Here is a 22,330-nt window from a genome sequence, read left to right on the forward strand (position 1 = left end):
ATCGGTCACCCACCATTGTTCCCGCGACACCGATCGCGGGCCACCTCGGGTGCGGTGGCTCGGACCCATGACCGCAGCACTGGGGATCTGCCCGGTGTTGCGCGGCGTGTGCTGTGCGTTCCGCTCGCCTGGGTGTCCGATGTGGATTTGTTCGATGTGGTCGCCTCCCGCCCGAACCGCTCCCGGTGAGCCGGGACCGCGGCGTACTCCGGCGGGAGCACCTCCAGCGCCACCGGCCGCCGCATGCGGTGCTGCCGGGCCCCGGAACACCACACCCATCCCACCGCGACCGAGAACGCCCCTCGAAGTACTCCCCGACTTCAGAGAGCGGACCGCAGCGCTGTCAGCTCCGCGCGATAGTCGCTGTAGGCGGCGCGCAGGTCTGCGGCGGGCCAGGGCTCGGGCAGCAGCGGCAGCGGGAGGACCGGGTCGGCGGCGAGGTGGCGGACGATCGCGGCGGCCGCGGTGAAGCGCTCGGCCGGGGTCGCCGCTCGGCGGTGCAGGTCGTGCAGGGTGTTCGCGGTGGTCGACCACGCGGCGAGGTCCCACAGGGTCGAGGCCAGCATTGCCGGGTCCGCCTCGGGGCGGGCTCGGAACGCCTGGACCAGGCCGGTGGGGAGGGCGGGGGCGTCCAGGGGCAGGTTGGCCGGGCGCAACCACACCCCCTCGCGCAGCTCGGCCAGGCGGCGGTCGGTGAGGGCGGTGCGCAGGGCGGCGCGGTCGGCGGGGCTGCGGCCGGTGGCGGTGACGACGACGCAGTTCCAGTCGCCGTCCCAGTCGGTCGTCTCGGGGTTCAGGGCGGTGTTCTGCCTGCGCTGCCGCTCGACGAGGCGGTCGGAGAGCCGGTGGACGCCGTCGGCGCGGACGAGGTCGCCCGCGCCGACCATGCGGGTCAGGGCCACGCGCAGGGCCGACTCGCCGACGCCGAGCAGCCCGGCCAGGCGGACGAGGTCGCGGCCGGGCAGTTCGGGCGGGTCGGCGCCGAGGAGCAGGCTGAGCACGACCGAGCGGGCGGTCAGCGGGCGCAGGTCGGTCTCGGTTCGCATCGCGGCTGACATTACATCCTTGGCACAGCCGCAGCGAGGACGTAATGTCGGGTCATGACCTCCACCCTGCCCACGCCGACCCAGCACGCGACGCACGCGGTGGAGAACCAGCCGCCGCCGCTGTCGCCCTACGACGCCTCCGACAACCCCGCGCTGCTCGACGGACTGCGGCGGGAGGGCGCGGGCTGGGCGGAGGACGACCTGCTCAGGCTGGGCGCGCACGCCGGGTCCCCGGAGGCCCAGGCGTGGGCGGAGCAGGCCGACGTCAACGAGCCCGTGCTGCGCACCCACGACCGCTACGGCCACCGCGTCGACGAGGTCGACTTCCACCCCGCCTGGCACAGCCTGATGCGGGTCGCCGTCGCCGAGGGCACCTTCGGCTCGGCGTGGGCCGACGAGCGGCCGGGCGCGCACGTGGCCAGGTACGCCGCCCTGCAGGTGTGGGGCCACACGGAGGCGGGCCACGGCTGCCCGGCGGCGATGACCTACGCGGCGGTGCCCGCGCTGCGCCACTCCCCCGCGCTGGCCGCGGTCTACGAGCCGGGGTTGACCAGCCGCGTCTACGACCCGGGCCTGCGCGCGCCCGCGGGCAAGCGCGGGCTGCTGGCCGGGATGGGCATGACCGAGAAGCAGGGCGGCTCGGACGTGCGCGCCAACTCCACCACCGCCACCCCCACCGGCGAGGACGGCGTGTTCACCCTGCGCGGGCACAAGTGGTTCACCTCCGCGCCGATGTGCGACGTGTTCCTCGTGCTGGCCCAGGCGCCGGGCGGGCTGTCGTGCTTCCTCGTCCCGAGGGTCCTGCCCGACGGCACCCGCAACACCTTCCGCATCCAGCGCCTGAAGGACAAGCTGGGCAACCGCTCCAACGCCTCGTCCGAGCCGGAGTTCGACGGCACGGTGGCCTGGCTGGTCGGGCCGGAGGGGCGCGGTGTCCGGACGATCATCGAGATGGTCAACTGCACCCGGCTGGACTGCGTGGCGGGCTCGTCGACGCTGATGCGCAAGGCCCTGGTCGAGGCCGCGCACCACGCGGCCCACCGCAGCGCCTTCGGGGCCCGGCTCCTCGACCAGCCGCTGATGCGCAACGTCCTCGCCGACCTCGCCCTGGAGTCCGAGGCGGCCACCACCCTGACCATGCGCCTGGCGGGGGCGGCCGACCGGGCCGTGCGCGGCGACGAGGCCGAGCGCGCCTTCCGCCGCATCGGCGTCGCGGTCGGCAAGTACTGGGTCACCAAGCGCGCCCCCGGTTTCACCGCCGAGGCGCTGGAGTGCCTGGGCGGCAACGGGTACGTCGAGGAATCCGGCATGCCCCGCCTCTACCGCGAGGCGCCGCTGAACTCCATCTGGGAGGGCTCGGGCAACGTCGCCGCCCTCGACGTCCTGCGCGCCCTGGCCAAGGAGCCCGGGACGGCGCAGGCCCTGTTCACCGAACTGGACACCACCCGGGGCGCCGACCGCCACCTCGACGACGCCGTGGCCCGCCTCGGCCGCGAACTGTCCGACGTGGACGGCATCCAGGCCAGGGCCCGCCGCGTCGTGGAGCTGATGGCCTTGGCGCTGCAGGCGTCGCTGCTGGTCCGCCACGCGCCCGCCCCCGTCGCCGACGCCTTCTGCGCCACCCGCCTCGGCGGCGACTGGGGCAACGCCTACGGCACCCTGCCCGCGGCCGCCGACGTGACCGCCATCCTCGACCGCGCCGCCGTCGGCCGCGGCTGAGCGGGCGCGCGGACCGGGGGCCACCGGCTTCGACGGCGGTCGTCGTCTCGGCAGGTCTCGTGCAGCGGGCTGTTCACGTCGTATGTAACCAGTTATGGTGGTTACATGACCTCGGTCGGGATGGTGCTCCGCTCGCACACGGGCGTGGAGTACCGGTTCGACCCCGGGGCGCTGTGCCTGGAGCTGCTGGTGACCGGCGGACCCGGCCCGTACCAGCGGTACGAGGTGCTGCACGCGCCGGACGACCTGGTCGCCTGGGCGGAGCGCGCGCGGCTGACGCCGACGCCGAGGCTGCGGGTCACCGCTGAGCACGTCGCGGCCGCTCGCCGGTTCCGGGACGCGTTGTTCCGGGTGGTGCACGCGTCCACCCCGGACCAGGCAGACCTGGAGGTCGTGAACGCGGCGGCGCGGCGACCGGCGCTCGCGCCGGTGATCGGGCCGGGCGGGGCGAAGGCGTGGGCGGGCGAGCCCGACGGCGAGCAGCTGCTCGCCACGGTCGCCAGGGACGCGGTGGAGTTGCTGACCGGGGCGTTCGCGCACCGGGTCAGGACGTGCTCCGCCGCGGACTGCCAACTGGTCTACGTCGACACGTCCCGGCCGGGGAGCAGGCGGTGGTGCTCGATGGAGCACTGCGGCAACCGGCACAAGGTGCGGGCCGCCCGGGCCCGCCAAGCCGAAGGGGGATGAGCACGTGCCCACCGGACTCACCAGGGACGCGGGGTGGCAGATCGGGGTGTCGCGCACCGTGGCGCACCCGCTGCCCGTCGTCTGGGACTTCCTGAGCGGGCCGGAGGGGTTGGCGCTGTGGCTGGGCGCGGACCCCGCCCCCGAGCCGGGAGCGCCGTTCCGCACCGCCGACGGGGTGGAGGGCGAGGTGCGCGGCCACCGCGAGCGGGACCGCATCCGCGTCACCCACGGCACGACCACCATCCAGGTGGCCGTGCGCGCCAGTGGTCCCGACCGGACGCTGCTGCGCTTCCACCAGGAGCGGATGGCAAGCGGTGACGAGCGCGAGCGGCAGCGCGCGCACTGGGCGTCCGTGCTGGACACCGTCGCCGCCGCGCTCGACCGCCGCTGAGCGGGCCCGCGCCGTCGACGTGGGCCCGCGGCCGGGTCAGGCGTCGTGCCAGGCGCCCGCGTTGGTGATGTAGGCGCCGGTGGGCTTGGTCGGGTCGCCGTCCTCGATGACGTTGAAGCGCTTGGCGGCGTCGTCCCACCTGGTGAAGCAGGGGAACACCGGCGACGCGTGCCTGCGGTAGACCATGACGATCTCGTTGACCGACTGCGTCGCGCCCGCGCCGAGGATCACGTTGTGCTGCAACGCGTTGTTGCGACGGCCTTCGATGTCGACCTCGTCGGCGATGATCTCCGCGGCGCCCTTGGCCCGCTGCACCCGTCCGGTGACCCCGTAGCGGGCGCGCACCGGGGCGGGCGGGCCCGCGCCGTCGTCGACGAAGATCGTGTGCATGTCGCTGCCCTGCGCCAGGCGGATGCGGGTGAGGGCGTTGCGGTACCCGCGCAGCACCGCCGCGTTCGGCTTCTCCAGGGAGGAGATGGCGTTGAACACCTGCGCGTCGGTCTCACTGGGCACCGGCATGAACACCACAACCGCGTCGGCGTAGCCCTTGAGCTGCTCGAAGACGGTGGGCTTGGACCCGTCCAGCAGGGAGGCGCTGAGGTCGTGCAGGCCCAGCGCGTCCTTGTGGTTCGCGCCGGTCTTCGGGTCGTTGAAGTTCGCCGGGTCCATCCGCGCCAGCACGCCCTTGGCCGACCGGTCGAGGACGATGTTCACCTGCTTGGTGGGGTCGCGGCGGGCGGCCTTGTTGACGATGGAGAACTCGCCGCCGCGCCCGTCCGCGCCGATCTGCCGGGCGGACATGCGGTTGGCGGCGTAGGCACTGGCCCAGGTCTCCCTGGCCTCGGCGGCCTTCAGGTCGGCCCACCACTTCTCGATCTGCGCCTTGCGCGCCTCCCAGGTGGTCCCGGCCCCGTCCAGGGCGACCAGGCCCTGCTGCAGCAGCCGCTGCCCGACGGCCCGCTGCGCGTCGGCGCGCTCCCGCGCCACCCGCTCCCGCTCGGCGACCTTGACCGGGTCCTGCCGGTCTTCGACTTCCTTGCGCAGCTCCGCCTTCTGCGCGGAGGTGAAGTGGAAGGTCTCGACGTCCTTGAGCATGTCCCACACCTCGAGCAGCTCGGGGAGGCTCAGCTCGCTGGTCCACCCCTTGTACTGGGGGATGTACTGCTTGGTCCGCTCGTCGTACTCCTGGAACCCGGTGGACAGGATCTCCAGGAACCGAGGGGACTTGGCGTCCTCCATGGCGGACTTCCAGCTCACCCGTGAAATCTGCACGTGCCCACTCCGATCCGATCGGGCGCACCACCCGTCGGAGGGGGGTCGACCCCCGGGAGGAGCCCGTTACGGCGATGGCGCATAACGGCCACCGATGGCGCGGCCGAGTCGGGGGGCAGTCCGTGGACTGCCGGTGGAGAGCGCGGTGGTGCGGGTGCCGGTGACGTGCCCGGCACCCCTCAGGAGGTCCACCTCCACACCAGTGGCGGGCGGCCGCCCTTCGGCAGGGCCGCGGCGTGGTGGGCGGTGCGTTCGAGGCCGGGGACGCGGTCCATCGTGCGGCCCAGGTTGGCCGGGTAGGGGCGGTCGCCGGTGAGGGACTCGGTGACGTCGAGGGCTTGCGCGGTGGTGAACTCGCCGCCGAGGAGGCCCGCGGTGAACTGCGGGTCGCGCCACAGCTTGTCGGCCAGCAGGGGGCGGCAGTCGGTGATGATGCGGTCGTGGTCGAAGGCCAGTGGGGGGACGGCGTCCAGGGGGGTCCAGGTGGCGGTGCCGTCGTCGGGGCGGGTGGGGGCGACCGTGGCCCACAGGGCGATCGACAGGGTCGGGCCGCGGGGGTCGCGGGAGGGTTCGTCGAACGTGGCGAGCTGGCCGGTCGCGGTGACGGCCGCGTCGGGGACGCCCAGCTTGCCGGTGACGGCGCGGCGGGTGGCTTCGCGCAGGCGTTCGCCCCTGCCCAGGAGCACGCCCGGCAGTGCCAGGTCGCCCGCGAACGGGGGCGTCGCGCGCGGTGCCACCCCGAGCAGCACCGCGCGCGCGTCCGGGTCGAAGCGCAGCACGAGGACGTCCACCGAGACCAGTGTCGACTCGATCATGAGGGGGATTGTCCCGCACGTCAGCGGTGGGCCGGTGCCCGCACGGTGTAGTCCGCCCGGGTGGGGCCCGTCCCGGTGACGAGCACCGGGACGTCGAGCAGGTCCTCCAGGAAGCCCACCGGATCGGGCAGGGGCTCCAGGACCGGGGTGCAGCCCGCCACCAGGTCCGCAGGTGACTCCAGCTCGGTGAGGTGGCCCGCGCCGGTCCGGTAGGCCGTGGCGGCTTGGAGGTCCCGCGCGTCCAGGTGCGTCACGGCGAGGCCGTCGACGCCGCCGCACGCGGCCATGGCGTACCGCAGCAGCACGGTGTCCAGGTGACCGGCCCGCCACGCGCCCTGGTACTCGCCGGTTCCGTTGTGGCGCTCGGGGAACCGGTCGAGGACACCGCGGTCCTCGGTCGGCAGCGGGCCCGCGCCGTGCCGGGTCTGGTAGGTCCGGGTCACCCCCAGCACCCGCGCGCCGCGACCCGCGAGCAGCGACCTGGCGTTGCGCGGTGTGACGGTGGACCAGGTGGTGTGCGGGTGGAAGCCGTGCGTCTCGTCGAGGAGGACCCCCTGCGCGCCCTCGAAGACCAGCCGCCCGGCGTCGGCGAGCCTGGACGCCTCGTCGCCGGTCGTGATCCGCACGGCGTCGGCGAACGCCCGGTAGAGGGCCACGAGGTCGTCGACCCGGGGGCCGTCGCCGATCAGCGGCTCGTAGAACCGGGCGAGCACGTCGAGCTTGCGCCGCAGCGCGACCGGGTTCGCGCAGTCGCCCACCGTCGGTGGGGGGCCGGGAACACCCCTCAGTTCCTGGCCCTCCACCACCTCGCCCGGTCGGGCTCCCCGCTCGGCCAGCAGCGCGTACCACGCGGTCTCGCCGATGCCCTTGCCGCACGACCCGTGCCGGTCGCGGCCCCTGGCGTCCTCCCGCGCCCGGTTCGCCGCGACGTGGAACGGGGTGGTCAGCAGCGCGTCGGCGTCGATCGAGACCATCGCCAGCGGGTCGGCGACGCCGAGGGCCGCCAGGTCCCGCGACTCCGCCGCCAGCGCGATCGGCTCCACCAGCACGTGGCGGGACAGCCAGGTCGGCACGCCCGCGAGCGTGCCGGACCCGAACTGGCTGAACGTGTGGTGCGCGCCGCCCGCGACGACGTTGTGCGCGGCCTGCGCGCCCCCGTTGAACCGCACCACCGCCGACACCGAGCCGTCGGCGCACAGCGCGTCGACCACCGCCCCCTTGCCCTCGTCGCCGAACCCCAACCCGACGACGACCACGTGCTCGTCCACGTCAGCTCAGCACCACGTCGTCGGGACCGTCGATGCCCAGCGGGGCCGCGGACTTCGCGGGCGACCTCCCGCTCGCGCCGACCGAGACCAGCGCCTTGCCGACGGCCCTGCTCTCGGCGACCGAGCCGACCTCGGCCAGGTCCACCAGCGCCTGGTCCAGGTCGACCACCCGCTCCTCCACGCCGATCGTGGCGGCGATCAGCTCGCACACCGCGCCGGGGTCGTCCAGCTTGAGGAAGTTCTGGCCCAGGATCTGCCGCCAGTGCTCGCCGATGGCGTCGTCGTTGTAGTACGAGGACTGGTTGGGCAGGATGAAGTACACGTTCCACTTGCGGGCCAGCTCGCGGTACACCGACACCGGGTCGATGTCCTGCGCGACGTCGTCGCCGATGACCCGGCGGATGTGCCGCGCCTCCAGCCGGGGCTTGTTCAGCTCGTCGCCGATGAGGAACAGGTAGCCCTTGCGACCGCGCTTGCGCCAAGCGTCGGTGACCACGTGCCGGGCCACGAAGTACGCGGCCAGCTCGTAGGACTCGCTCTTCTGCCCGCCGCCACCGCCCTCCAGGAAGATGTCGCGCAGCTGCTCGTCCATCCGGTTGTCCGACTCGAACTGCCCGACCTGCAGCGGCACGCGGTCGCTGTCGGCGTCGCCGATCCCGCCGAACATCAGTTGCGGGTCGGCGAGGTAGCCCTTGCGCTGCAACAGCCCGTGCAGCTTGCCGAGCTTGCCCTGCATGATCTTCGGCACGGCGCCCATCGAGCCGGTCACGTCGAACAGCACCGCGATCGGCGTCGAGTCGGCGTGGTCGGGCGAGTCGCGGCACTCGCGGGCCGCCACGCCCAGCGGGTCCAGGGCGGGAGCGGCCTTCCAGTCCCTGGACGACTTCTTCCGCAGCGCCGCGGTGTAGCCGAAGTCGGCGATCCCCTTGGCCGCGCGGAAGGTCTTGGCCGCCAGGTAGGCGTTGTCGTCCCACTTGCCGTGTCCCATGGTCATGCTCCTGTCGTTCGGGGGAGGGCGAACGGGCGGAAGACCCGTGCGCCGTACAGCTCTTCGAGCAGTTCGTCGTACTCGCCCAGCAGGTCGACCGCGTCCGGCCGTCGGGACGGCCGGTCCTGGGTGCACCCGCGGGCGAACGTGATCTGCCCCTTCTCGTCGGGCACCAGCAGGTCCAGCATCAGCGTGTGTGCCATGTGGACGTCCGTGGCGGTGGTGACCGGTTCCCCGGCGAGGACCTCCGGCGGGTAGGTGATGGTCTTGCTGGTCGCGAGCAGCCGCTGCCCGCTCTCGACGGCGAACGACCACCCGGCCAGCACGATCCCGTGCTCCTCGGGGTGCACCAGCACGTTCTCGGCGGTGACCGCGCCGTGCACCAGCCCGAGCCGGTGTGCCCCGGCCAGCGCCTTGAGCAGCCTGCGGTGCATCCACGCGTAGTCGCGGCCGTCCAACCCGCGGGGGAACGCGCGCCGCACGTCGGCGAGCGTCACGAACCCGTCCACCAGCGGGTCGAGCACCGTGAACGCCCGCTCGCCCCGGCCGAGGTCGCCGGAGGTGTCGAGCAGGCGCGGGTAGTAGGGGCGCAGCCAGCGGTGCCGGTCGGTGAACCGCTCCAGCGCGCGCAGCGCATCCCACTCGCCGTGCAGCAGCGGGTTCAGCGCCGGGTTGCGCACCACCTTGACCACGTGCGGGCCGTCGGCCTCGTACACGTTCGCGACGCTGCCGACGGCGAACGGTTCGCCGATCCGGTAGGTGCCGGTCGCCGTGCGCAGTTCGACCGTCGTGCCCCGCGTCCACTCGTGGTGCATCCGGGTCAGCTCCGCGGACGCCGCGTGCGCCCGGGTGTCCCCCTCGCCGGTCACGTCCGGGTGCAGGGCGGAAGCCAGCGCCCGGTACAGCCGCCGCGCCTCCGCGCGCCGCGTCGGGTCGGTGGTGGGAGGCCCGAAGAGCCCGGCGGCCGACCCCGCCCGCTCGACCCGTTCTAGCGCTTCTGCCCTGGTGAACATAGTTTGAGTCTACATAACTCAAACCAGGGGTGCAACTGTTCCCCGGTGGTGTGGCCCACCCCGACCGGTCCGAGGACGACAAGAGCGCCGCACCGGTGCCCGGCGTGACCTCGTGGCCGGGTGGTGGTGGAGGCGATGATGGGTGGGAGTGCGGGCGGGCGGCCCGACGGGAGTGGAGGCGTCATGGCGAGCCCGGTCGGCGCCCGGCGGGTCGTGAGCCGGGAACAGGTCGTGCTGGGCGCGTCCCGGTTCTTCCTGCGGCACGGCACGGTGGACATGGACCGGCTGGCGACGGCCCTGGCCATCAGCCGGGCGACCCTCTACCGGGTGGTGCACAGCCGGGACGGCCTGCTCGGCGACGTGCTGTGGCTGCTCGCCGAACGGCTCCTGGTGCGGGCGCGGCAGCAGCGCAGGCGCGGCGGGGACGACGGCGTCCTGGAGGTGACCCAGCGGTTCACGGACCAGCTCCGCGGGTCGGCGCCGTTCCTGGCGTTCCTGCGCGGTGAGCCGGAGACGGCCGCGCGGGTGCTGTTCAACGCCACCGGCGGGGTGCACCGGCGGGCGGTGTCGGCGCAGCGGGAGATCCTGCGGGAGGTGCACGGCCCCGGTGCGCCGTGGTCGCCGTCGGCGCTGGACCAGCTCGCCTACCTCTACGTGCGCATCGTCGAGTCGATGATCTACGCCGAGCTGCTGGGCGGTGCCCCGCTCGACCCCGACCTGGCCGAACGGGCCGCCAGGGCGGTGCTGCGGCCCTCCGGGTGAGGTGACCCGCGCCCGTGCGACAGCGGTCTCACGATCGCCGCCCGTCCTGGTGCGGGGTGTGCGGGCCCGGTTACGTTCCGTGTGCCCCCATCCCCCATCGTCGCGGGAGCCGGTATGCCGCTTTCCCCCTGGCGCCGCGTCGGCCTGGTCACGGCCGCGCTCGCCCTGCTCGCCCCGAACGCCGTCCCGGCGTCGGCCACCGCCGCCGCGGAGCCCGTGCCCCGGGTGGTCGGTCCGCTGCCGGGGACCGTGCCCGGCGATCGGTTGGCCGAGCGGATCGAGGACACATATCCCTTCTTCGCCACCCCCGTCGACCTGACCGCGCGCGGCTACGTCGAGCAGGAGTTCCACCTCTCCGGGCTGGCCGACGGCTGGTCCGCCGCGGGTGCGCGGGTGGCCGACGACGTCCCGTACACGACCAGGGTCGTGGTGCGGCGGCCCGCGCTGGCCCGCGACTTCTCCGGGACGACCCTGGTGGAGTGGCAGAACGTCACCGCCGGGTACGACCTGGACGCACTGTGGAACGCCGACTCGGTGGTGCGCGCGGGCCACGCGTGGGTCGGGGTGTCGGCCCAGCGGGTCGGCGCGGAGAAGCTGCGCGGGTGGAGCCCCGCCCGCTACGGCGGCCTCGACGTGACCGGCGGCGGCCGCTTCCCCGCCGACGAGCTGTCCTACGACATCTTCACCCAGGCGGGCCGGGCCGTGGAGCTGGGCGCGGTCATGGGCGGGCTGCGGACCAGGACCCTGCTGGCGATCGGGGCCTCCCAGTCCTCGGCTCGGATGGCGGTCCTCTACGACCGGGTGCTGCCGCGGACGAGCCCGGTGTTCGACGGCTACGCCTTCGTCGTCGGCGCGGCGCCGACGCGGGCGGGCGCGGAGCCGGTCTTCCAGGTGCAGTCCGAGACCGACGTGCGCAGCGCGCAGCGGCCCGCGGATACCGACCGGTTCCGCCGTTGGGAGGTCGCGGGCGCGGCGCACTCCGGGTACGAGGGGCAGGTCTACCGCGCCCCCATCTCCGAGCGCGACCTCGGCGGGGCACCGGAGTACGCCTGCGACCGGCCGCCGTTCAGCCGGGTCCCGATGCACCACGTGACCGCGGCGGCCTACGAGCACCTGCGCGCGTGGGTGGAGCGGGGCACGCCGCCGCCGACGGCCCGGCCGCTGGAGTTCGAGGCCGACGGGGTCACCAAGAAGCGCGACGCGCTGGGGCTCGCCCTGGGTGGCATCCGCCTCTCGCAGGTGACCGCGCCGACCGCGCTGAACACCGGTGACAACACCGGCGAGGCGTTCTGCCGCCTGTTCGGCACCCACGAGCCCTTCGACGGGCGGGCGCTGGCGCAGCTCTACCCGAACGCCGCGAGCTACCTGGGCCCGGTCATCAGCACCGACGCCGCCAACGTCCGCGCGGGTCACCTGTTGCCCGCCGACGCGCGGGAGAACCTGCGGGACGCCGTCGCGAGCGGCATCGGGCGGCCCGCCCACCACGGAGGAGGATCATGAACGTCCTGACATCGACCCGGTGGCGCCGATCGGGGGTGCTCGCGGGGCTGCTGGCGCTCGTCGCGGCCTCGGCGGTGACCCCGGCGCAGGCCGCGGTCGCGGGGGTGCGGGCCGGGTTCACCCCGGTCGTGTTCGTCCACGGCCAGCAGGGCTCGGCGCAGCAGTGGGAGTCCAACGCCATGCGGTTCTCGGTCAACGGCTACGCCGACGACCTGCTGCACGCCTACGAGTACGACACCAGCGTCGCGAGCAACGACCAGGCCGTCGCTGGGCTCGACGGGTTCATCGCGGGCGTCCGCGCCCGCACCGGGTCGCCGCGGGTGGACGTCATCGCGCACTCCCGGGGCACGTCGGTCGTGCAGACCTACCTCGCCGCGCCCGAGCGGGCGGCCTCGGTGCGCAGGTACGTCAACGTCGACGGGCGCTCCAGCGCCACCCTGCCCGGCGGCGTCCCCACGCTCGCGCTCTGGGGCAGCCTGCAACCCGGCGGTTCGATCGGCGGGGCGACCAACGTGCACCTGCCCACCCTGGGGCACACCGAGACCACCACCTCGGCCGAGGGCTTCGCCCACGTGCACCGGTTCCTGCGCGACCGCCCCGCCCTCACCACCGCGGTGCTGCCCGAGCTGCCCGACCGGGTCGAGATCGCGGGGCGGGTGCTGTACTACCCGCAGAACCAGGCCGTCGAGGGCGTGCTGCGGGTCTGGGAGGTCGACGACCGCACCGGCGCCCGCCGGGGTGGGGCCGCGCACGCGGTCACGATCGGCGCGGGTGGTTCCTTCGGCCCGCTGGAGGTCAACGGCCGCAAGCACTACGAGGCGGAGGTGGTGCGCGAGGGCCGGCAGACCCACCACTACTACTTCGAGCCGTTCGAGCGCTCCAACCGCTTCGTGCGGTTGCAGCTCTCCCGCCCCGGTGGCATCACCGACAACGTCGACAGGTGCCCCGGCCACTCCGCCTTCACCGTGATCCGGAACCGCGAGTGGTGGGCCGACCAGTCGGCCGCGGGCGACAACGACCGCCTGTGGTTCGACGGCGTGGACGTCCTGGCCCCCACCATCGCCCCCCGGCTGCGCCAGGTCCTCGCGGCCTTCGTCTTCGACGACGGCTGCGACGGCGCGTCCGCGCCGGGGGTGGCGCTGCCCCCGTTCAGCGCGCTGCCCTTCGTGACCGGGACCGACCGGTACGTGCCCGCCCAGCCGGACGCGGGCCGCACCGTCCGGGTGACCCAGTCGGTGCGCGGCAGCGGCGGCGCGATCCGCACCGTGGCCACGCGGAACTGGCCGTCGGACCAGCACTCGATCACGGTGCAGTTCAAGGACTACGTCGGCATCGGTTCCTGAGCACCACCGGAGGCGGCTCCCGCGGCATCGCCGCGGGAGCCGCCGTGCAGCCGAAATGCCCTGCACCGTGCGACTTTCGTAGCCCCCGGGGCCTACCTCCTCCGCTTCCGGGACGGCGGCTCACCGCGGTCTACTCGGTGCCATGGCGAACACGACGCATTCCAGGCGAACGGCGTTGCGCGCGGGCGCGGCGGCGGGCGGGCTCACCCTGGCCGGGTGCGGCACGACCGCGCAGGCGCGCAACAGCAGGGCAGGCACGACGACGTTCGTGGTCGTCACCGGTGCGAGCGGGACCCCGGGCGGGATCGACGCGCTGTCCCTGCGCGGGCACCGCACCGTCGGAGTGGGCCTGCCGGGGCACCGCGCCACCGATGCCCAGTTCGCCCTCGACTACCAGTGCCCGCAGGACCCGGTGTCGCTGGCGACCCGACCGTCACCGGTGGCGGGCATCGGGCTGGACGCCTACACCGCGGCGGCAGTCCAGGTGGTCCGCACGGTCGCCGAGTTCGGCCCGGTCGTCCTCTACGGCGGCAGCATGGGCGGCGCGACGCTGAACCGGGTCGGCAACGCCGTGCCGCACCTCATCGACCGGATCGTCTACGACACCGCGTTCTGCTGCGTGGACCTGCCCTGCCCGGAGGACTACCTGAACACCCCGGAGGGGTCGACCACCCTGGCGGGCAACCTCGCCGGTCTGGTCGTCGCCGACCCCGCGGTCATCGGCGCGGTGCGGGTCAACTACCGCACCGCCGACCCCGCCGCGCTGGCCGCGCTGAGGGAGGTGCTGATGGCGGGCGCGGGCGACGCCGAGTTCCACTCGGTGCTCGCCCACCTGCAACCCGACGAATCGCTGACCGTGGGCCGGGAGAACTCCCAGGTCCGGGCGGACACCTGGGGCCGCATCCCGCGCACCTACATCCGGCACACCGCGGACCGGGTGATCCCGCTCGCGCTGCAGGACCGGATGATCGCCGAGGCCGACCGGCTGACCCCGCACAACCGCTTCGACACGCACACAGTGGACGCGGGGCACGCCGCGACCGAGGAGCAGTTCCGCCGGGTCGTCGACATCCTGGACCGCTTGCCGGAGTGCCGCCGCTGAAGCGGACCGCTCCGGGGCGAGACCGCCGCGCGGGCCGCGCCCCGACCCCGTGCCGAGACCACCGGTGGGTCCCCGTCCCACTTGCGGGGTGGTGGGCCGCTTTTCAGCGCGAACGCTCATTCCTGCACTGGGAATTGCGCTCATCAGATAGATATTCGATGTTTCAGCGGGGTTGTCCGGCTGTCGGTCGCGCTTGTAGATTCATTTCGGAAACAGCACGTTTCCCCCAGGTCAGACGTATGCTCGACGAGGAGTCCCGTGAGGCCAGTGTCCCGATTCTTCCGCAGGTCCGAAGGCGGGGCACGGCGGTGGCCCGTGGTCGCCGCGGTCGTCACCGCGCTGGCCGTCCCCGCGACCGTCGGTGTCTTCTCGACCGTGTCCGCCGCGCCGGTCACCAAGGCCGCCGAGGCCCCGCAGGGCCCCATCGGCGACGCGTTCTACACCCCGCCGAACCCGCTGCCGCCTGGCGACAACGGTGACGTGATCTGGTGGCGCGAGATCGCCGGGAAGGCGGGCGCCAAGGGCTACCTGGTCCTGTACCGCTCGGAGTCGGCCACCGGGCAGCCGATCGCGGTCTCCGGCCGGGTGTTCGTGCCCCAGGCGGCGTGGACCGGCGCGGGCCCGCGCCCGATCGTCTCCACCGCCCCGGGCACCCGCGGCATCGGCGACGGCTGCGCGCCGTCGAAGTTCCTCGACTACGAGGCGCCCTTCACGGACCCGCTGCTGCAGAAGGGGTACGCGATCGCCACGACCGACTACGAGGGCCTGGGCACCCCGGGCACGCACACCTACGTGGTCGGCCAGTCCGAGGGCCGCTCGGTCATCGACGCCGCCCGCGCCGCGACCCGCCTGCCCGCGGCCGGTCTGGCCTCGGGTGGTCCGATCGCCTTCGCGGGCTACTCGCAGGGCGGTGGCGGCGCGGCCTGGGCCGGTGAGCTGGCCCCGTCCTACGCCCCCGACCTCAACGTCGTGGGCATCGCCGCGGGCGGCACCCCGGCCGACCTCAACGAGGTCGCCAAGTCCCTCGACGGCAGCCTCGGCTTCGGCTTCCTGCTGCTGGCCTCGCTCGGCCTGAACTCCGCCTACCCGGAGCTGGACCTGCCGTCCTACCTCAACGCCAAGGGCAAGGAGCTCTACGCGACCAAGCAGGACGTGTGCGTCGACGCCGTGTTCGGCTACGCGTTCCAGAAGATCTCGGACTACACCACCACCAACCCGCTGAACACCCAGGAGTGGCAGTCCAAGCTCGCCCTGAACAAGCTGGGCAAGGTCAAGCCGAACGCCCCGGTCTTCCTCTACCACGGGCTGGTGGACGAGATCATCCCGCTCAAGCAGGCCGAGACCCTGCGCAAGGACTACTGCCGGGCGGGCGTCAAGGTCCAGTGGGGAGCGTTCTTCGGCGAGCACGTCAGCACCATGGCCTTCGCCGCGGGTGACGTGGAGAAGTTCCTGACCGACCGGTTCGCGGGCAAGGCCCCGAAGAACAACTGCTGACCCGCGCTCCTGCTCGACCGCCGTGCCCCCGCCTCCCCGCAGGCGGGGGCACGGCTCTTCCTGGTGTCACCAGGAGCGCGCTGAACGGCTCCCGGGCCACCCCGGGGACGGATCCGTTGCGGGGTAACGTGTCGCGACATGGACATCGCTGGTGCGTCGCACTACCCGTACGTCACCCGGATGGTGGCCACGCTGTTCGCGGAAGGCTCGTTGTCCAACGTCGTGGACGTCGAAGTCGAGCCGGAGTACGGGTACGTCACCAGGATCCACTACGCGAACGGCACGTACCGCACGACTCGCGGGAACGACGTCGGGCTGAACTCGGGTGCCGCGCAGGAGGTGGTGAAGGACAAGGCCTACACCAAGTTCTTCCTGCGCCGCTCCGGTGTCCCCTGCGCCCGGGGCGAGTCGTTCCTGCTCCCCTGGTGGGCCCAGCGCATCCGCCCCCGGATGGAGTCGAACGGCCACCACGCGCTGCGCACCGTCGACGCCGCCGCCGAGTACGTGCGGGACAACCTGGGGTTCCCGGTGTACGTCAAGCCCGTCGACGGCTCGAAGGGCATCAACGTGTGGCGGGTGTTCGACGAGGCGGACCTCGCCGGGGTGTTCGCCGCGTTCGAGGAGGAACGGGTCAGGGTGGCCCTCGTGGAGGAGGCCATCGACCTGCCGGACTACCGGCTGGTCGTGCTAGACGGGAAGCTCATCTCCGCCTACCGGCGCAACCCCCTGGCGGTCGTCGGGGACGGCACGTCCACGGTGACCGAGTTGATGTCCCGGTTGCAGGAGTCGTACAGCCTCGGGCTCCGCGACACGGTGCTCAGGGCGGGCGACGCCCGCATCGAGGCGCGACTGCGCCGGGACGGGCGCACGTTCGGCTCGGTGCCGGGCCCCGGTGAACGGGTCCGCCTGCTCGACATCTCCAACCTGTCGGCGGGGGGCACCGCCGACGACGTGACCGGGATCGTCGCCGAACGGTGGGTCACCCTGGCTGTCACGGTGGCGGGCCTGTTCAACCTGAGGTTCTGCGGTGTCGACCTGGCCTGTTCGGACATCACCTCCGACGAGGGCGAGGGCGCGGTGATCGAGGTCAACGGCACCCCCGGGCTCGACCACTACGTGTCGACGGGCGCGACCCAGGAGGCGATCGTCCGGAAGCTCTACCTGGAGGTGCTCAACGTCCCGCCGCGGGAGAGCTAGGCCGTGTTACCCCAGTTGGTCGCGGCGGCGGGTCAGGTGGGCGGTCTCGGCGGTGTTGCCCGCCAGCTCGATCGCCCTGTCGTAGGCCGCGCGTGACTGCTCGCTGCGGCCCAGCCTGCGCAGCAGGTCGGCGCGGGTGGCGTGGTAGGCGTGGTAGCCGGACAGCTCGTCCTCCAAGCGGTCGACGGCGGCCAGTGCCACGTCCGGGCCGTCGAGTTCGGCGACCGCGATGGCCCGGTTGAGGGCGACGACCGGTGAGGGGTCGAGGCGGACGAGCCGGTCGTAGAGGGCGAGGACCTGGGACCAGTCGGTGTCGCGGGTGTCGCGGGCGGAGGTGTGCACGGCGTTGATCGCGGCCAGGACCTGGTAGCGGCCCGGGGCCACCCCGGCGGCGGCAGCGGCGAGGCGCTCGCGCACCAGCCGGTGGCCCTCGGCGATCAGGGCGGTGTCCCAGGCCCCCCGGTCCTGCTCGGGGAGGGCGACCAGTTCGCCGTCGGCCGAGACCCGGGCGGAGCGGCGGGCCTCGGTGAGGAGCATCAGCGCCAGCAGCCCGGCCACCTCGCCGTCCTCCGGCAGGAGGGCGCGGACCAGGCGGGTGAGCCGGATCGCCTCGGCGGTCAGGTCGTGGCGCACCGGGTCGGTGTCGGGGCCGGTGGCCAGGTAGCCCTCGTTGAAGACGAGGAACAGGACGGTGAGCACACCGGTGACGCGGGCCGGGAGGTCCTCGGCGGACGGTACGCGGTAGGGGATGCGAGCCGCGGCGATCTTGGCCTTCGCGCGGGTGATCCGCTGCCCCATGGCGGTCTCGCCCACCAGGAAGGCGCGGGCGATCTCGGGCACGGTCAGCCCGCCGACCATGCGCAGCGTCAGGGCCACCCTGGTCTGCGGCGCGAGCGCCGGGTGGCAGCAGGTGAAGATCAGCCGGAGCCGGTCGTCGTCGATGGCGCCGGGGGGCTCGGTCGGGTCGTCGTCGTGCACCAGCCGGGCCTCCTCGTGCTTGGCGTCGCGCTTGTCTTCGCGCCGGACGCGGTCGATGGCCTTGCGGTTGGCGGTGGTGGTCAGCCAGGCGCCGGGGTTGGGGGGCACGCCGTCGGCCCGCCACCGCTCGACGGCGGTCGCGAACGCCTCGGCCGCCGCCTCCTCGGCGATGTCGAGGTCACCGAAGCGCCTGGTCAGGGCGGCGACCATCCGGGCCCACTGCTCGCGGTGGGCCCGGGTGACCGCCTCGTCGACGTCGCTCACCGGAACGGCCGCACCTCGACCTTGCGGTCGCACACCTCCGACGCCTCGGTGGCGAGCCGCAGCGCCACGTCCAGGTCGGGGGCCTCCCACACCCAGACGCCCGCGAGGTACTCCTTCGACTCCACGAAGGGCCCGTCGCTGAACACGACCTGCTCGCCCCGGTTGTCGACGACCGTGGCGGCGTCGGGGTCGGCGAGCCCGCCCGCGAAGACCCAGTGGCCCTCGGCGATCAGCCGTTCGTTGAACGCGCTGATGGCGGGCTGCCGGTCCGCGCTGCCGGGGTTGACCTTGTCGTCGATGACGGAAACCAGGTACTGCATCCGAGGATCATCTCCTGTGTCGTGGGGAAAGCGGGGACTTCAGACCGTCGCGTACCGCGGGCGCCCGGCGGGCCGGTGGACCTGGATCGTCACGCCCTTCGAGTCGACCCGCGACTCGACCAGGTCGAGGGCGAGGTCCGGGCCGGTCTCCGGGAACAGCCGCGCACCCTGACCGACGACCACCGGGATCACGACCAGGGTCATCTCGTCGACCAGGTCGTGCTCCAGCAGCCACCGGGTCAGGACGCCGCTGCCGTGCACCTGCAACTCACCCCCGGGCCTGGCCTTCAGCTCGCGGATGGCCGCCGCGAGGTCACCGCCCAGGACGGTCGTGCCCTCCCAGGTCGGCGCGGTGAGCGTGGTCGAGGCGACGTACTTCGGAGTCCCGTGCAGCGCGACGCCGACGGGATGTGCGCGCATCTCGTCGTTCGACCCCCAGGAACTCGCGAACAGCTCGTAGGTGCGCCTGCCGAACAGGAACGCCTCGGCGCGCTGGTAGGTCCGGGTGATGAACTCCCTGGTCTCGTCGTCGCCCCGCCCGCGGGCCCACCCGCCGCGCTCGAACCCGTTCTCGCGGTCCTCCTCCGACGCGTGCCCGTTGCCCTGCATCACCCCGTCGATGGTGACCTGGGTCATCGTCGTCAGCCTCATCGTCGCGGTTCCCCTCGTCCGGACCACCCCGTCGGCGGCCTCACCCCTGCAACGAACGCCACCACCCCGATCCGACACCGCCTCCCGGATTTTTTTCGATCCACCCGGGCGGTCGCGGAGGTCGTGCGAAAACCCGTCGGTGGACCGCGGCGGGCACTGCTACCTTGCCGTCGGCCGTGCGAGAGATCGAGGAGGTGGTACCCGTGAACGTGGTGACATGGGTGCTCCCCTCGCGGGTCACGGTCGGGCGGTAGGTCGTCCGGGAGCGCCGTTCACGAGCTCTCCCGAAAGGCATGACCATGCGATTCACCTCCGAACAGCGCTTCGACGACGGTGTCCTCGAACGCGGGTTCACCCTCGGCGAGGTCCCCGGCATCCTGTGGACGCCAGAACCCGCGTCCGCACCGGCCCCGCTGATCCTGCTCGGCCACCCCGGCGGACTGGACGGGATGTACCCCCGGTTGGTCGACCGGGCCCGGCACGCCGCGGCGGAGGGCTTCGCCGCGGCCACCATCGAACTCCCCGGCAGCGGTGACCGACCCCGGTCCGCCGCCGCGGAGGAGGCCCGGGCCGACCTGCGCCGGGCGGTGCAGGCGGGCGAGCCGGTCCCCGACGAGGTCGTCGACCGGCTGGTCCTGCCGCTGGTCGACGAGGCGGTCCCGGAGTGGCGGGCCGCCCTGGACGCGCTCCTGCCGCTGCCCGGGATCGGTGGGCCGGTCGGGTTCTCCGGCGGGGTGATCTCCATCGGCGTCCGGTTGGCGGTGGAGGAACCGCGGATCTCGGCCGCCCTCCTGTTCGCCGGGAGCTACGTGCCGCGCGCCGTCGTCGAGGAGGCCCGGCGGGTCACCATCCCGCTGTTGGTCCTGTTGCAGTGGGACGACGAGGGGAACGACCGGCAGATGGCCCTGGACCTGTTCGACGCCTTCGGCTCCGGGGAGAAGACACTGCACGCCAACACGGGCGGGCACACCGGCGTCCCGCGGTTCGAGGGCGACGACGGGAACCGGTTCTTCCTCCGGCACCTGAGGTGAGGTCGGGCCGCGGCTGACGGCGGGCGAGCTGCCCGCCGAGGACGGGGTTCCAGCCGTCCTCGGCGGGTGGTCGCGGCCTCAGCCGGTCGCCCGTGACGCCCGAACACGTCCCGGGTATTACGGTGGCACCCCACGGACGAGGAACGGACCACACCATGACGGCGGCATCGAGCCAGCACCCCCTGCCCACGGGTCCTGCGGTTGCCGGGCAGGCGGCGGAGGAGGACCTGCGGGCGCTGTTCGGGCAGTCCACCGCCGTGTTCGCCTCGCTGGCGGGGCCGACGCACGTGGTGGAGACGGCGAACCCGGCGTTCTTCGCCACGATCGGTGAGCAGCGGGCGCGCACCGGTGTGCCGCTCGCCGAGTTGGTGCCCGAGCCTGCCGGTCAGGGCTTCATCGCCCTGCTCGACCAGGTCCACCGCACCGGTGAGCCCCACACCGGCCGCGACGTCCGGGTGGTGCTCGACAGCGGCCCGAACGCGCGGGAGGCGTTCTTCGACTTCACCTACGAGCCGCGCCGCGACGCCGAGGGCACCGTCGTCGGGATCCGGGTGATCGGCGTCGAGACCACCCAGGTCAGGCACGCCCACCAGCTGATGGCCGAGCACCGCGCCCTGCTGGAGCAGATCGCCAGGCAGGCGCCCCTGGCCGAGGTCCTCGACGGGATGGCCCGCTGCATCGAGGACCTCGCACCGCAGGAGGTGCTCGTCTCCGTCCTGCTCGCCGACCCCGACGGCCTGCACCTGCGCCACGGGGCCGCGCCCAGCCTGCCCGACTTCTACAACGAGGCCATCGACGGGATCGCCACCGGGGACGGCGTCGGCTCGTGCGGCACGGCCGCCCACCGGCGGGAGCCGGTCATCGTCACCGACATCGGCACCGACCCGTTCTGGGACGACTTCCGGGACCTGGCCGACCGGGCGGGCCTGGCCGCCTGCTGGTCCACGCCGATCCTGGCCCGCGACGGGAGCCTGCTGGGCACCTTCGCCATGTACCACCGGATCCCGCGCGCCCCGCAGGACTTCGACTTCGCCCTCGCCAGGGTCTTCGCGGGCACCGCGGCCCTGGCCATCGAACGCCACCACGACGAGCAGGCGCGGCGGGACGCCGAAACCCGCGCCGAGGCGGCCCGCGACGAGCTGGCCAAGGCGGTGCGCACCGAGCAGAAACTGCGCGCCGAGGCCGAGCAGCGCGCCGCCGCCGCCGCGGAACTGGCCACCCGGATGCGCACCGCCGCGGCCGCGCAGGCCGCCGTGCCGCACCCCGAGCAGTGCACGCTCGGCGCCGCCGACGGGTGCACCGCACCGGCCGAGCTCAAGGTCGCCGACTCCTGGGGCGACGCGGCGTGGGGCTGCCAGACCCATGCCGAGGAAGCCCTCCTCAACGTGCGGTCGGCGTTCATCGCCAGCGAGGAACTCGGCGGCCTGGCCGCCTACCTCAACCGCGGGCCCGTCCAGGCACTGCACGCCCCGACCGCCGAACCGCCGCACCAGGACGACCGCGCGGACCGCTGACGCGCGCGGCTCAGCGGTTCAGCCCGCCCGGGTACACCGGCCGCCACTCCCGGCCGGTGTACCTGGTGGACGACGAAGGTCGGGAACTCGGCGTCGCCGTGCTCGTCGAAGGACAGGGTGCCCGCGGTCGAGGTCGAGGGCGCGGGTCCGACCGGCCCATCGGTGGCACTCGCAGGACAACCGCCCCGGGAAAGCGGTGCGACACCGGCGCCATCGCCTGTGCGGAGTGGATCGTTTCCGGGGGGCGTCAGCTCGGACGCGCGGGGGCCGCGTGCTCCAGGTCGTCGACGGTGCCGGACATGACGGTGCGGATGTGGTCGGTGAGGTGCGGCAGCGGCCAGTCCCACCAGGACAGGGCGAGGAGGCGATCGATGTCGGCGTCGCTGTGGCGGCGGCGGATGAGCCGGGCGGGGTTGCCGCCGACGACCCCGTAGTCGGGGACGTCGTCGACGACGACGGACCCGGCGGCGACGATCGCCCCGTGGCCGATGTGGACACCGGGCAGCACCGTGGACCGGTAGCCGAACCAGACGTCGTTGCCCACCACGGTGTCGCCGCGCCCCGGGAGGCCGGTGATGAGGTCGAAGTGCTGCGCCCAGGAACCGCCCATGATCGGGAACGGGAACGTGGACGGGCCGTCCATGCGGTGGTTGGCGCCGTTCATGACGAACCGCACGCCCTCGCCCAGCGCGCAGAACTTCCCGATCACCAGCTTCTCCGGCCCGTAGTGGTACAGCACGTTGCGGGTCTCGAAGGCGGTCGGGTCACCGGGGTCGTCGTAGTAGGTGAACTCCCCGACCTCGATCAGCGGCGAGGTGATCAGCGGTTTCAGCAGCACCACCCGCGGCTGCTCGGGCATCGGGTGCACCGCGGTCGGGTCGGCAGGCTCGGTCGACGGCACGGACATCCCCCTATCGCGACGGCTGTTGCATTAAGATCCTGTCACGACGCCGCCCCGCCGAGCAACCGGATCAC

General features: G+C 73.4%; 21 protein-coding genes. 11 read left to right on the top strand and 10 right to left on the bottom strand.

Features of this window, described 5'->3' with window-relative positions; translation table 11 throughout:
* Positions 1 to 320: 320 nt before the first annotated feature.
* Positions 321 to 1,046: a PaaX family transcriptional regulator C-terminal domain-containing protein gene (locus L6E12_RS01910; RefSeq protein WP_236226124.1), complete on the bottom strand. Its 726-nt coding sequence runs from the start codon at positions 1,044 to 1,046 to the stop codon at positions 321 to 323.
* A 54-nt stretch (positions 1,047 to 1,100) separates the two neighbouring features.
* Between L6E12_RS01910 and L6E12_RS01915 the strand changes: the two genes are divergently transcribed.
* From L6E12_RS01915 to L6E12_RS01925, 3 genes are all read left to right on the top strand, one after another.
* A complete protein-coding gene (locus L6E12_RS01915; RefSeq protein ID WP_236226125.1) occupies positions 1,101 to 2,765 on the top strand; it encodes an acyl-CoA dehydrogenase family protein in 1,665 nt (554 codons plus the stop codon).
* Between the two features lie 105 nt (positions 2,766 to 2,870).
* Complete coding sequence (locus tag L6E12_RS01920) at positions 2,871 to 3,452, top strand: ABATE domain-containing protein (protein ID WP_236226126.1); 582 nt, start codon at positions 2,871 to 2,873, stop codon at positions 3,450 to 3,452.
* Positions 3,453 to 3,456: 4 nt separating this feature from the next.
* On the top strand, positions 3,457 to 3,843 hold the full coding sequence (locus L6E12_RS01925; RefSeq protein ID WP_236226127.1) for an SRPBCC domain-containing protein: 387 nt from the start codon (positions 3,457 to 3,459) through the stop codon (positions 3,841 to 3,843).
* Positions 3,844 to 3,879: 36 nt separating this feature from the next.
* Here L6E12_RS01925 and L6E12_RS01930 read toward each other — a convergent pair whose 3' ends face one another.
* From L6E12_RS01930 to L6E12_RS01950, 5 genes are all read right to left on the bottom strand, one after another.
* A complete protein-coding gene (locus L6E12_RS01930; protein WP_236226128.1) occupies positions 3,880 to 5,100 on the bottom strand; it encodes a hypothetical protein in 1,221 nt (406 codons plus the stop codon).
* A 194-nt stretch (positions 5,101 to 5,294) separates the two neighbouring features.
* Positions 5,295 to 5,930 (bottom strand): NUDIX domain-containing protein, encoded by a 636-nt coding sequence (locus L6E12_RS01935; RefSeq protein ID WP_236226129.1) that lies wholly within the window; start codon positions 5,928 to 5,930, stop codon positions 5,295 to 5,297.
* A 20-nt stretch (positions 5,931 to 5,950) separates the two neighbouring features.
* Positions 5,951 to 7,198, bottom strand: a complete 1,248-nt coding sequence (locus L6E12_RS01940) for an adenylosuccinate synthetase (protein WP_308073966.1) — start codon at positions 7,196 to 7,198, stop codon at positions 5,951 to 5,953.
* A gap of 1 nt (position 7,199) precedes the next feature.
* Complete coding sequence (locus tag L6E12_RS01945; RefSeq protein ID WP_236226130.1) at positions 7,200 to 8,192, bottom strand: hypothetical protein; 993 nt, start codon at positions 8,190 to 8,192, stop codon at positions 7,200 to 7,202.
* Positions 8,189 to 9,199 carry an adenylate cyclase gene (locus L6E12_RS01950; protein WP_236226131.1) on the bottom strand — a complete coding sequence of 337 codons (1,011 nt, stop codon included), beginning with the start codon at positions 9,197 to 9,199 and terminating at the stop codon, positions 8,189 to 8,191. Before L6E12_RS01950 ends, L6E12_RS01945 begins: the two co-directional genes overlap by 4 nt.
* Positions 9,200 to 9,382: 183 nt before the next feature.
* Here L6E12_RS01950 and L6E12_RS01955 point away from each other — a divergent pair, with 183 nt between their 5' ends.
* From L6E12_RS01955 to L6E12_RS01980, 6 genes are all read left to right on the top strand, one after another.
* Positions 9,383 to 9,961 carry a QsdR family transcriptional regulator gene (locus L6E12_RS01955; protein WP_236226132.1) on the top strand — a complete coding sequence of 193 codons (579 nt, stop codon included), beginning with the start codon at positions 9,383 to 9,385 and terminating at the stop codon, positions 9,959 to 9,961.
* A 114-nt stretch (positions 9,962 to 10,075) separates the two neighbouring features.
* Positions 10,076 to 11,461: an alpha/beta hydrolase domain-containing protein gene (locus tag L6E12_RS01960; protein ID WP_236226133.1), complete on the top strand. Its 1,386-nt coding sequence runs from the start codon at positions 10,076 to 10,078 to the stop codon at positions 11,459 to 11,461.
* The gene (locus L6E12_RS01965; protein ID WP_236226134.1) at positions 11,458 to 12,804 is read left to right on the top strand and encodes a hypothetical protein; all 1,347 of its coding nucleotides are present in this window, start codon (positions 11,458 to 11,460) and stop codon (positions 12,802 to 12,804) included. The genes L6E12_RS01960 and L6E12_RS01965 overlap by 4 nt, the downstream gene beginning before the upstream one ends.
* A 142-nt stretch (positions 12,805 to 12,946) precedes the next feature.
* The gene (locus L6E12_RS01970) at positions 12,947 to 13,906 is read left to right on the top strand and encodes an alpha/beta fold hydrolase (protein ID WP_236226135.1); all 960 of its coding nucleotides are present in this window, start codon (positions 12,947 to 12,949) and stop codon (positions 13,904 to 13,906) included.
* 315 nt (positions 13,907 to 14,221) lie between these two features.
* On the top strand, positions 14,222 to 15,400 hold the full coding sequence (locus tag L6E12_RS01975) for a lipase family protein (protein WP_236226136.1): 1,179 nt from the start codon (positions 14,222 to 14,224) through the stop codon (positions 15,398 to 15,400).
* Positions 15,401 to 15,538: 138 nt separating this feature from the next.
* Positions 15,539 to 16,597, top strand: a complete 1,059-nt coding sequence (locus tag L6E12_RS01980) for a hypothetical protein (protein WP_236226137.1) — start codon at positions 15,539 to 15,541, stop codon at positions 16,595 to 16,597.
* A 6-nt stretch (positions 16,598 to 16,603) separates the two neighbouring features.
* Here L6E12_RS01980 and L6E12_RS01985 read toward each other — a convergent pair whose 3' ends face one another.
* The 3 genes from L6E12_RS01985 to L6E12_RS01995 are packed head-to-tail and all read right to left on the bottom strand — an operon-like array spanning position 16,604 to position 18,810.
* Positions 16,604 to 17,839, bottom strand: a complete 1,236-nt coding sequence (locus L6E12_RS01985; RefSeq protein WP_236226138.1) for an RNA polymerase sigma factor — start codon at positions 17,837 to 17,839, stop codon at positions 16,604 to 16,606.
* Positions 17,836 to 18,159, bottom strand: a complete 324-nt coding sequence (locus L6E12_RS01990; RefSeq protein ID WP_236226139.1) for a YciI family protein — start codon at positions 18,157 to 18,159, stop codon at positions 17,836 to 17,838. The genes L6E12_RS01985 and L6E12_RS01990 overlap by 4 nt, the downstream gene beginning before the upstream one ends.
* Before the next feature lie 39 nt (positions 18,160 to 18,198).
* Positions 18,199 to 18,810 carry a dihydrofolate reductase family protein gene (locus L6E12_RS01995; protein ID WP_236226140.1) on the bottom strand — a complete coding sequence of 204 codons (612 nt, stop codon included), beginning with the start codon at positions 18,808 to 18,810 and terminating at the stop codon, positions 18,199 to 18,201.
* A gap of 299 nt (positions 18,811 to 19,109) precedes the next feature.
* Between L6E12_RS01995 and L6E12_RS02000 the strand changes: the two genes are divergently transcribed.
* Together L6E12_RS02000 and L6E12_RS02005 are read left to right on the top strand one after the other, a co-directional pair.
* Positions 19,110 to 19,841, top strand: coding sequence for an alpha/beta hydrolase (locus tag L6E12_RS02000; RefSeq protein WP_236226172.1), 732 nt, complete (start codon positions 19,110 to 19,112; stop codon positions 19,839 to 19,841).
* 155 nt (positions 19,842 to 19,996) lie between these two features.
* Positions 19,997 to 21,355, top strand: a complete 1,359-nt coding sequence (locus L6E12_RS02005) for a GAF domain-containing protein (RefSeq protein WP_236226141.1) — start codon at positions 19,997 to 19,999, stop codon at positions 21,353 to 21,355.
* Positions 21,356 to 21,602: 247 nt separating this feature from the next.
* Here the strand turns inward: L6E12_RS02005 and L6E12_RS02010 are convergent, their stop codons facing one another.
* Positions 21,603 to 22,262 (bottom strand): CatB-related O-acetyltransferase, encoded by a 660-nt coding sequence (locus L6E12_RS02010; protein WP_236226142.1) that lies wholly within the window; start codon positions 22,260 to 22,262, stop codon positions 21,603 to 21,605.
* Between the last annotated feature and the right edge of the window lie 68 nt (positions 22,263 to 22,330).

This window comes from Actinokineospora sp. PR83, assembly GCF_021056305.1.
GTDB lineage: Bacteria > Actinomycetota > Actinomycetes > Mycobacteriales > Pseudonocardiaceae > Actinokineospora > Actinokineospora spheciospongiae.

Coding starts and splice junctions, on each gene's coding strand:
- L6E12_RS01910 (WP_236226124.1), bottom strand. CDS start 1,046: ATGCGAACCGAGACCGACCTGCGCCCGCTGACCGCCCGCTCGGTCGTG.
- L6E12_RS01915 (WP_236226125.1), top strand. CDS start 1,101: ATGACCTCCACCCTGCCCACGCCGACCCAGCACGCGACGCACGCGGTG.
- L6E12_RS01920 (WP_236226126.1), top strand. CDS start 2,871: ATGACCTCGGTCGGGATGGTGCTCCGCTCGCACACGGGCGTGGAGTAC.
- L6E12_RS01935 (WP_236226129.1), bottom strand. CDS start 5,930: ATGATCGAGTCGACACTGGTCTCGGTGGACGTCCTCGTGCTGCGCTTC.
- L6E12_RS01945 (WP_236226130.1), bottom strand. CDS start 8,192: ATGACCATGGGACACGGCAAGTGGGACGACAACGCCTACCTGGCGGCC.
- L6E12_RS01950 (WP_236226131.1), bottom strand. CDS start 9,199: ATGTTCACCAGGGCAGAAGCGCTAGAACGGGTCGAGCGGGCGGGGTCG.
- L6E12_RS01955 (WP_236226132.1), top strand. CDS start 9,383: ATGGCGAGCCCGGTCGGCGCCCGGCGGGTCGTGAGCCGGGAACAGGTC.
- L6E12_RS01960 (WP_236226133.1), top strand. CDS start 10,076: ATGCCGCTTTCCCCCTGGCGCCGCGTCGGCCTGGTCACGGCCGCGCTC.
- L6E12_RS01965 (WP_236226134.1), top strand. CDS start 11,458: ATGAACGTCCTGACATCGACCCGGTGGCGCCGATCGGGGGTGCTCGCG.
- L6E12_RS01970 (WP_236226135.1), top strand. CDS start 12,947: ATGGCGAACACGACGCATTCCAGGCGAACGGCGTTGCGCGCGGGCGCG.
- L6E12_RS01980 (WP_236226137.1), top strand. CDS start 15,539: ATGGACATCGCTGGTGCGTCGCACTACCCGTACGTCACCCGGATGGTG.
- L6E12_RS01990 (WP_236226139.1), bottom strand. CDS start 18,159: ATGCAGTACCTGGTTTCCGTCATCGACGACAAGGTCAACCCCGGCAGC.
- L6E12_RS01995 (WP_236226140.1), bottom strand. CDS start 18,810: ATGAGGCTGACGACGATGACCCAGGTCACCATCGACGGGGTGATGCAG.
- L6E12_RS02000 (WP_236226172.1), top strand. CDS start 19,110: ATGCGATTCACCTCCGAACAGCGCTTCGACGACGGTGTCCTCGAACGC.
- L6E12_RS02005 (WP_236226141.1), top strand. CDS start 19,997: ATGACGGCGGCATCGAGCCAGCACCCCCTGCCCACGGGTCCTGCGGTT.
- L6E12_RS02010 (WP_236226142.1), bottom strand. CDS start 22,262: ATGTCCGTGCCGTCGACCGAGCCTGCCGACCCGACCGCGGTGCACCCG.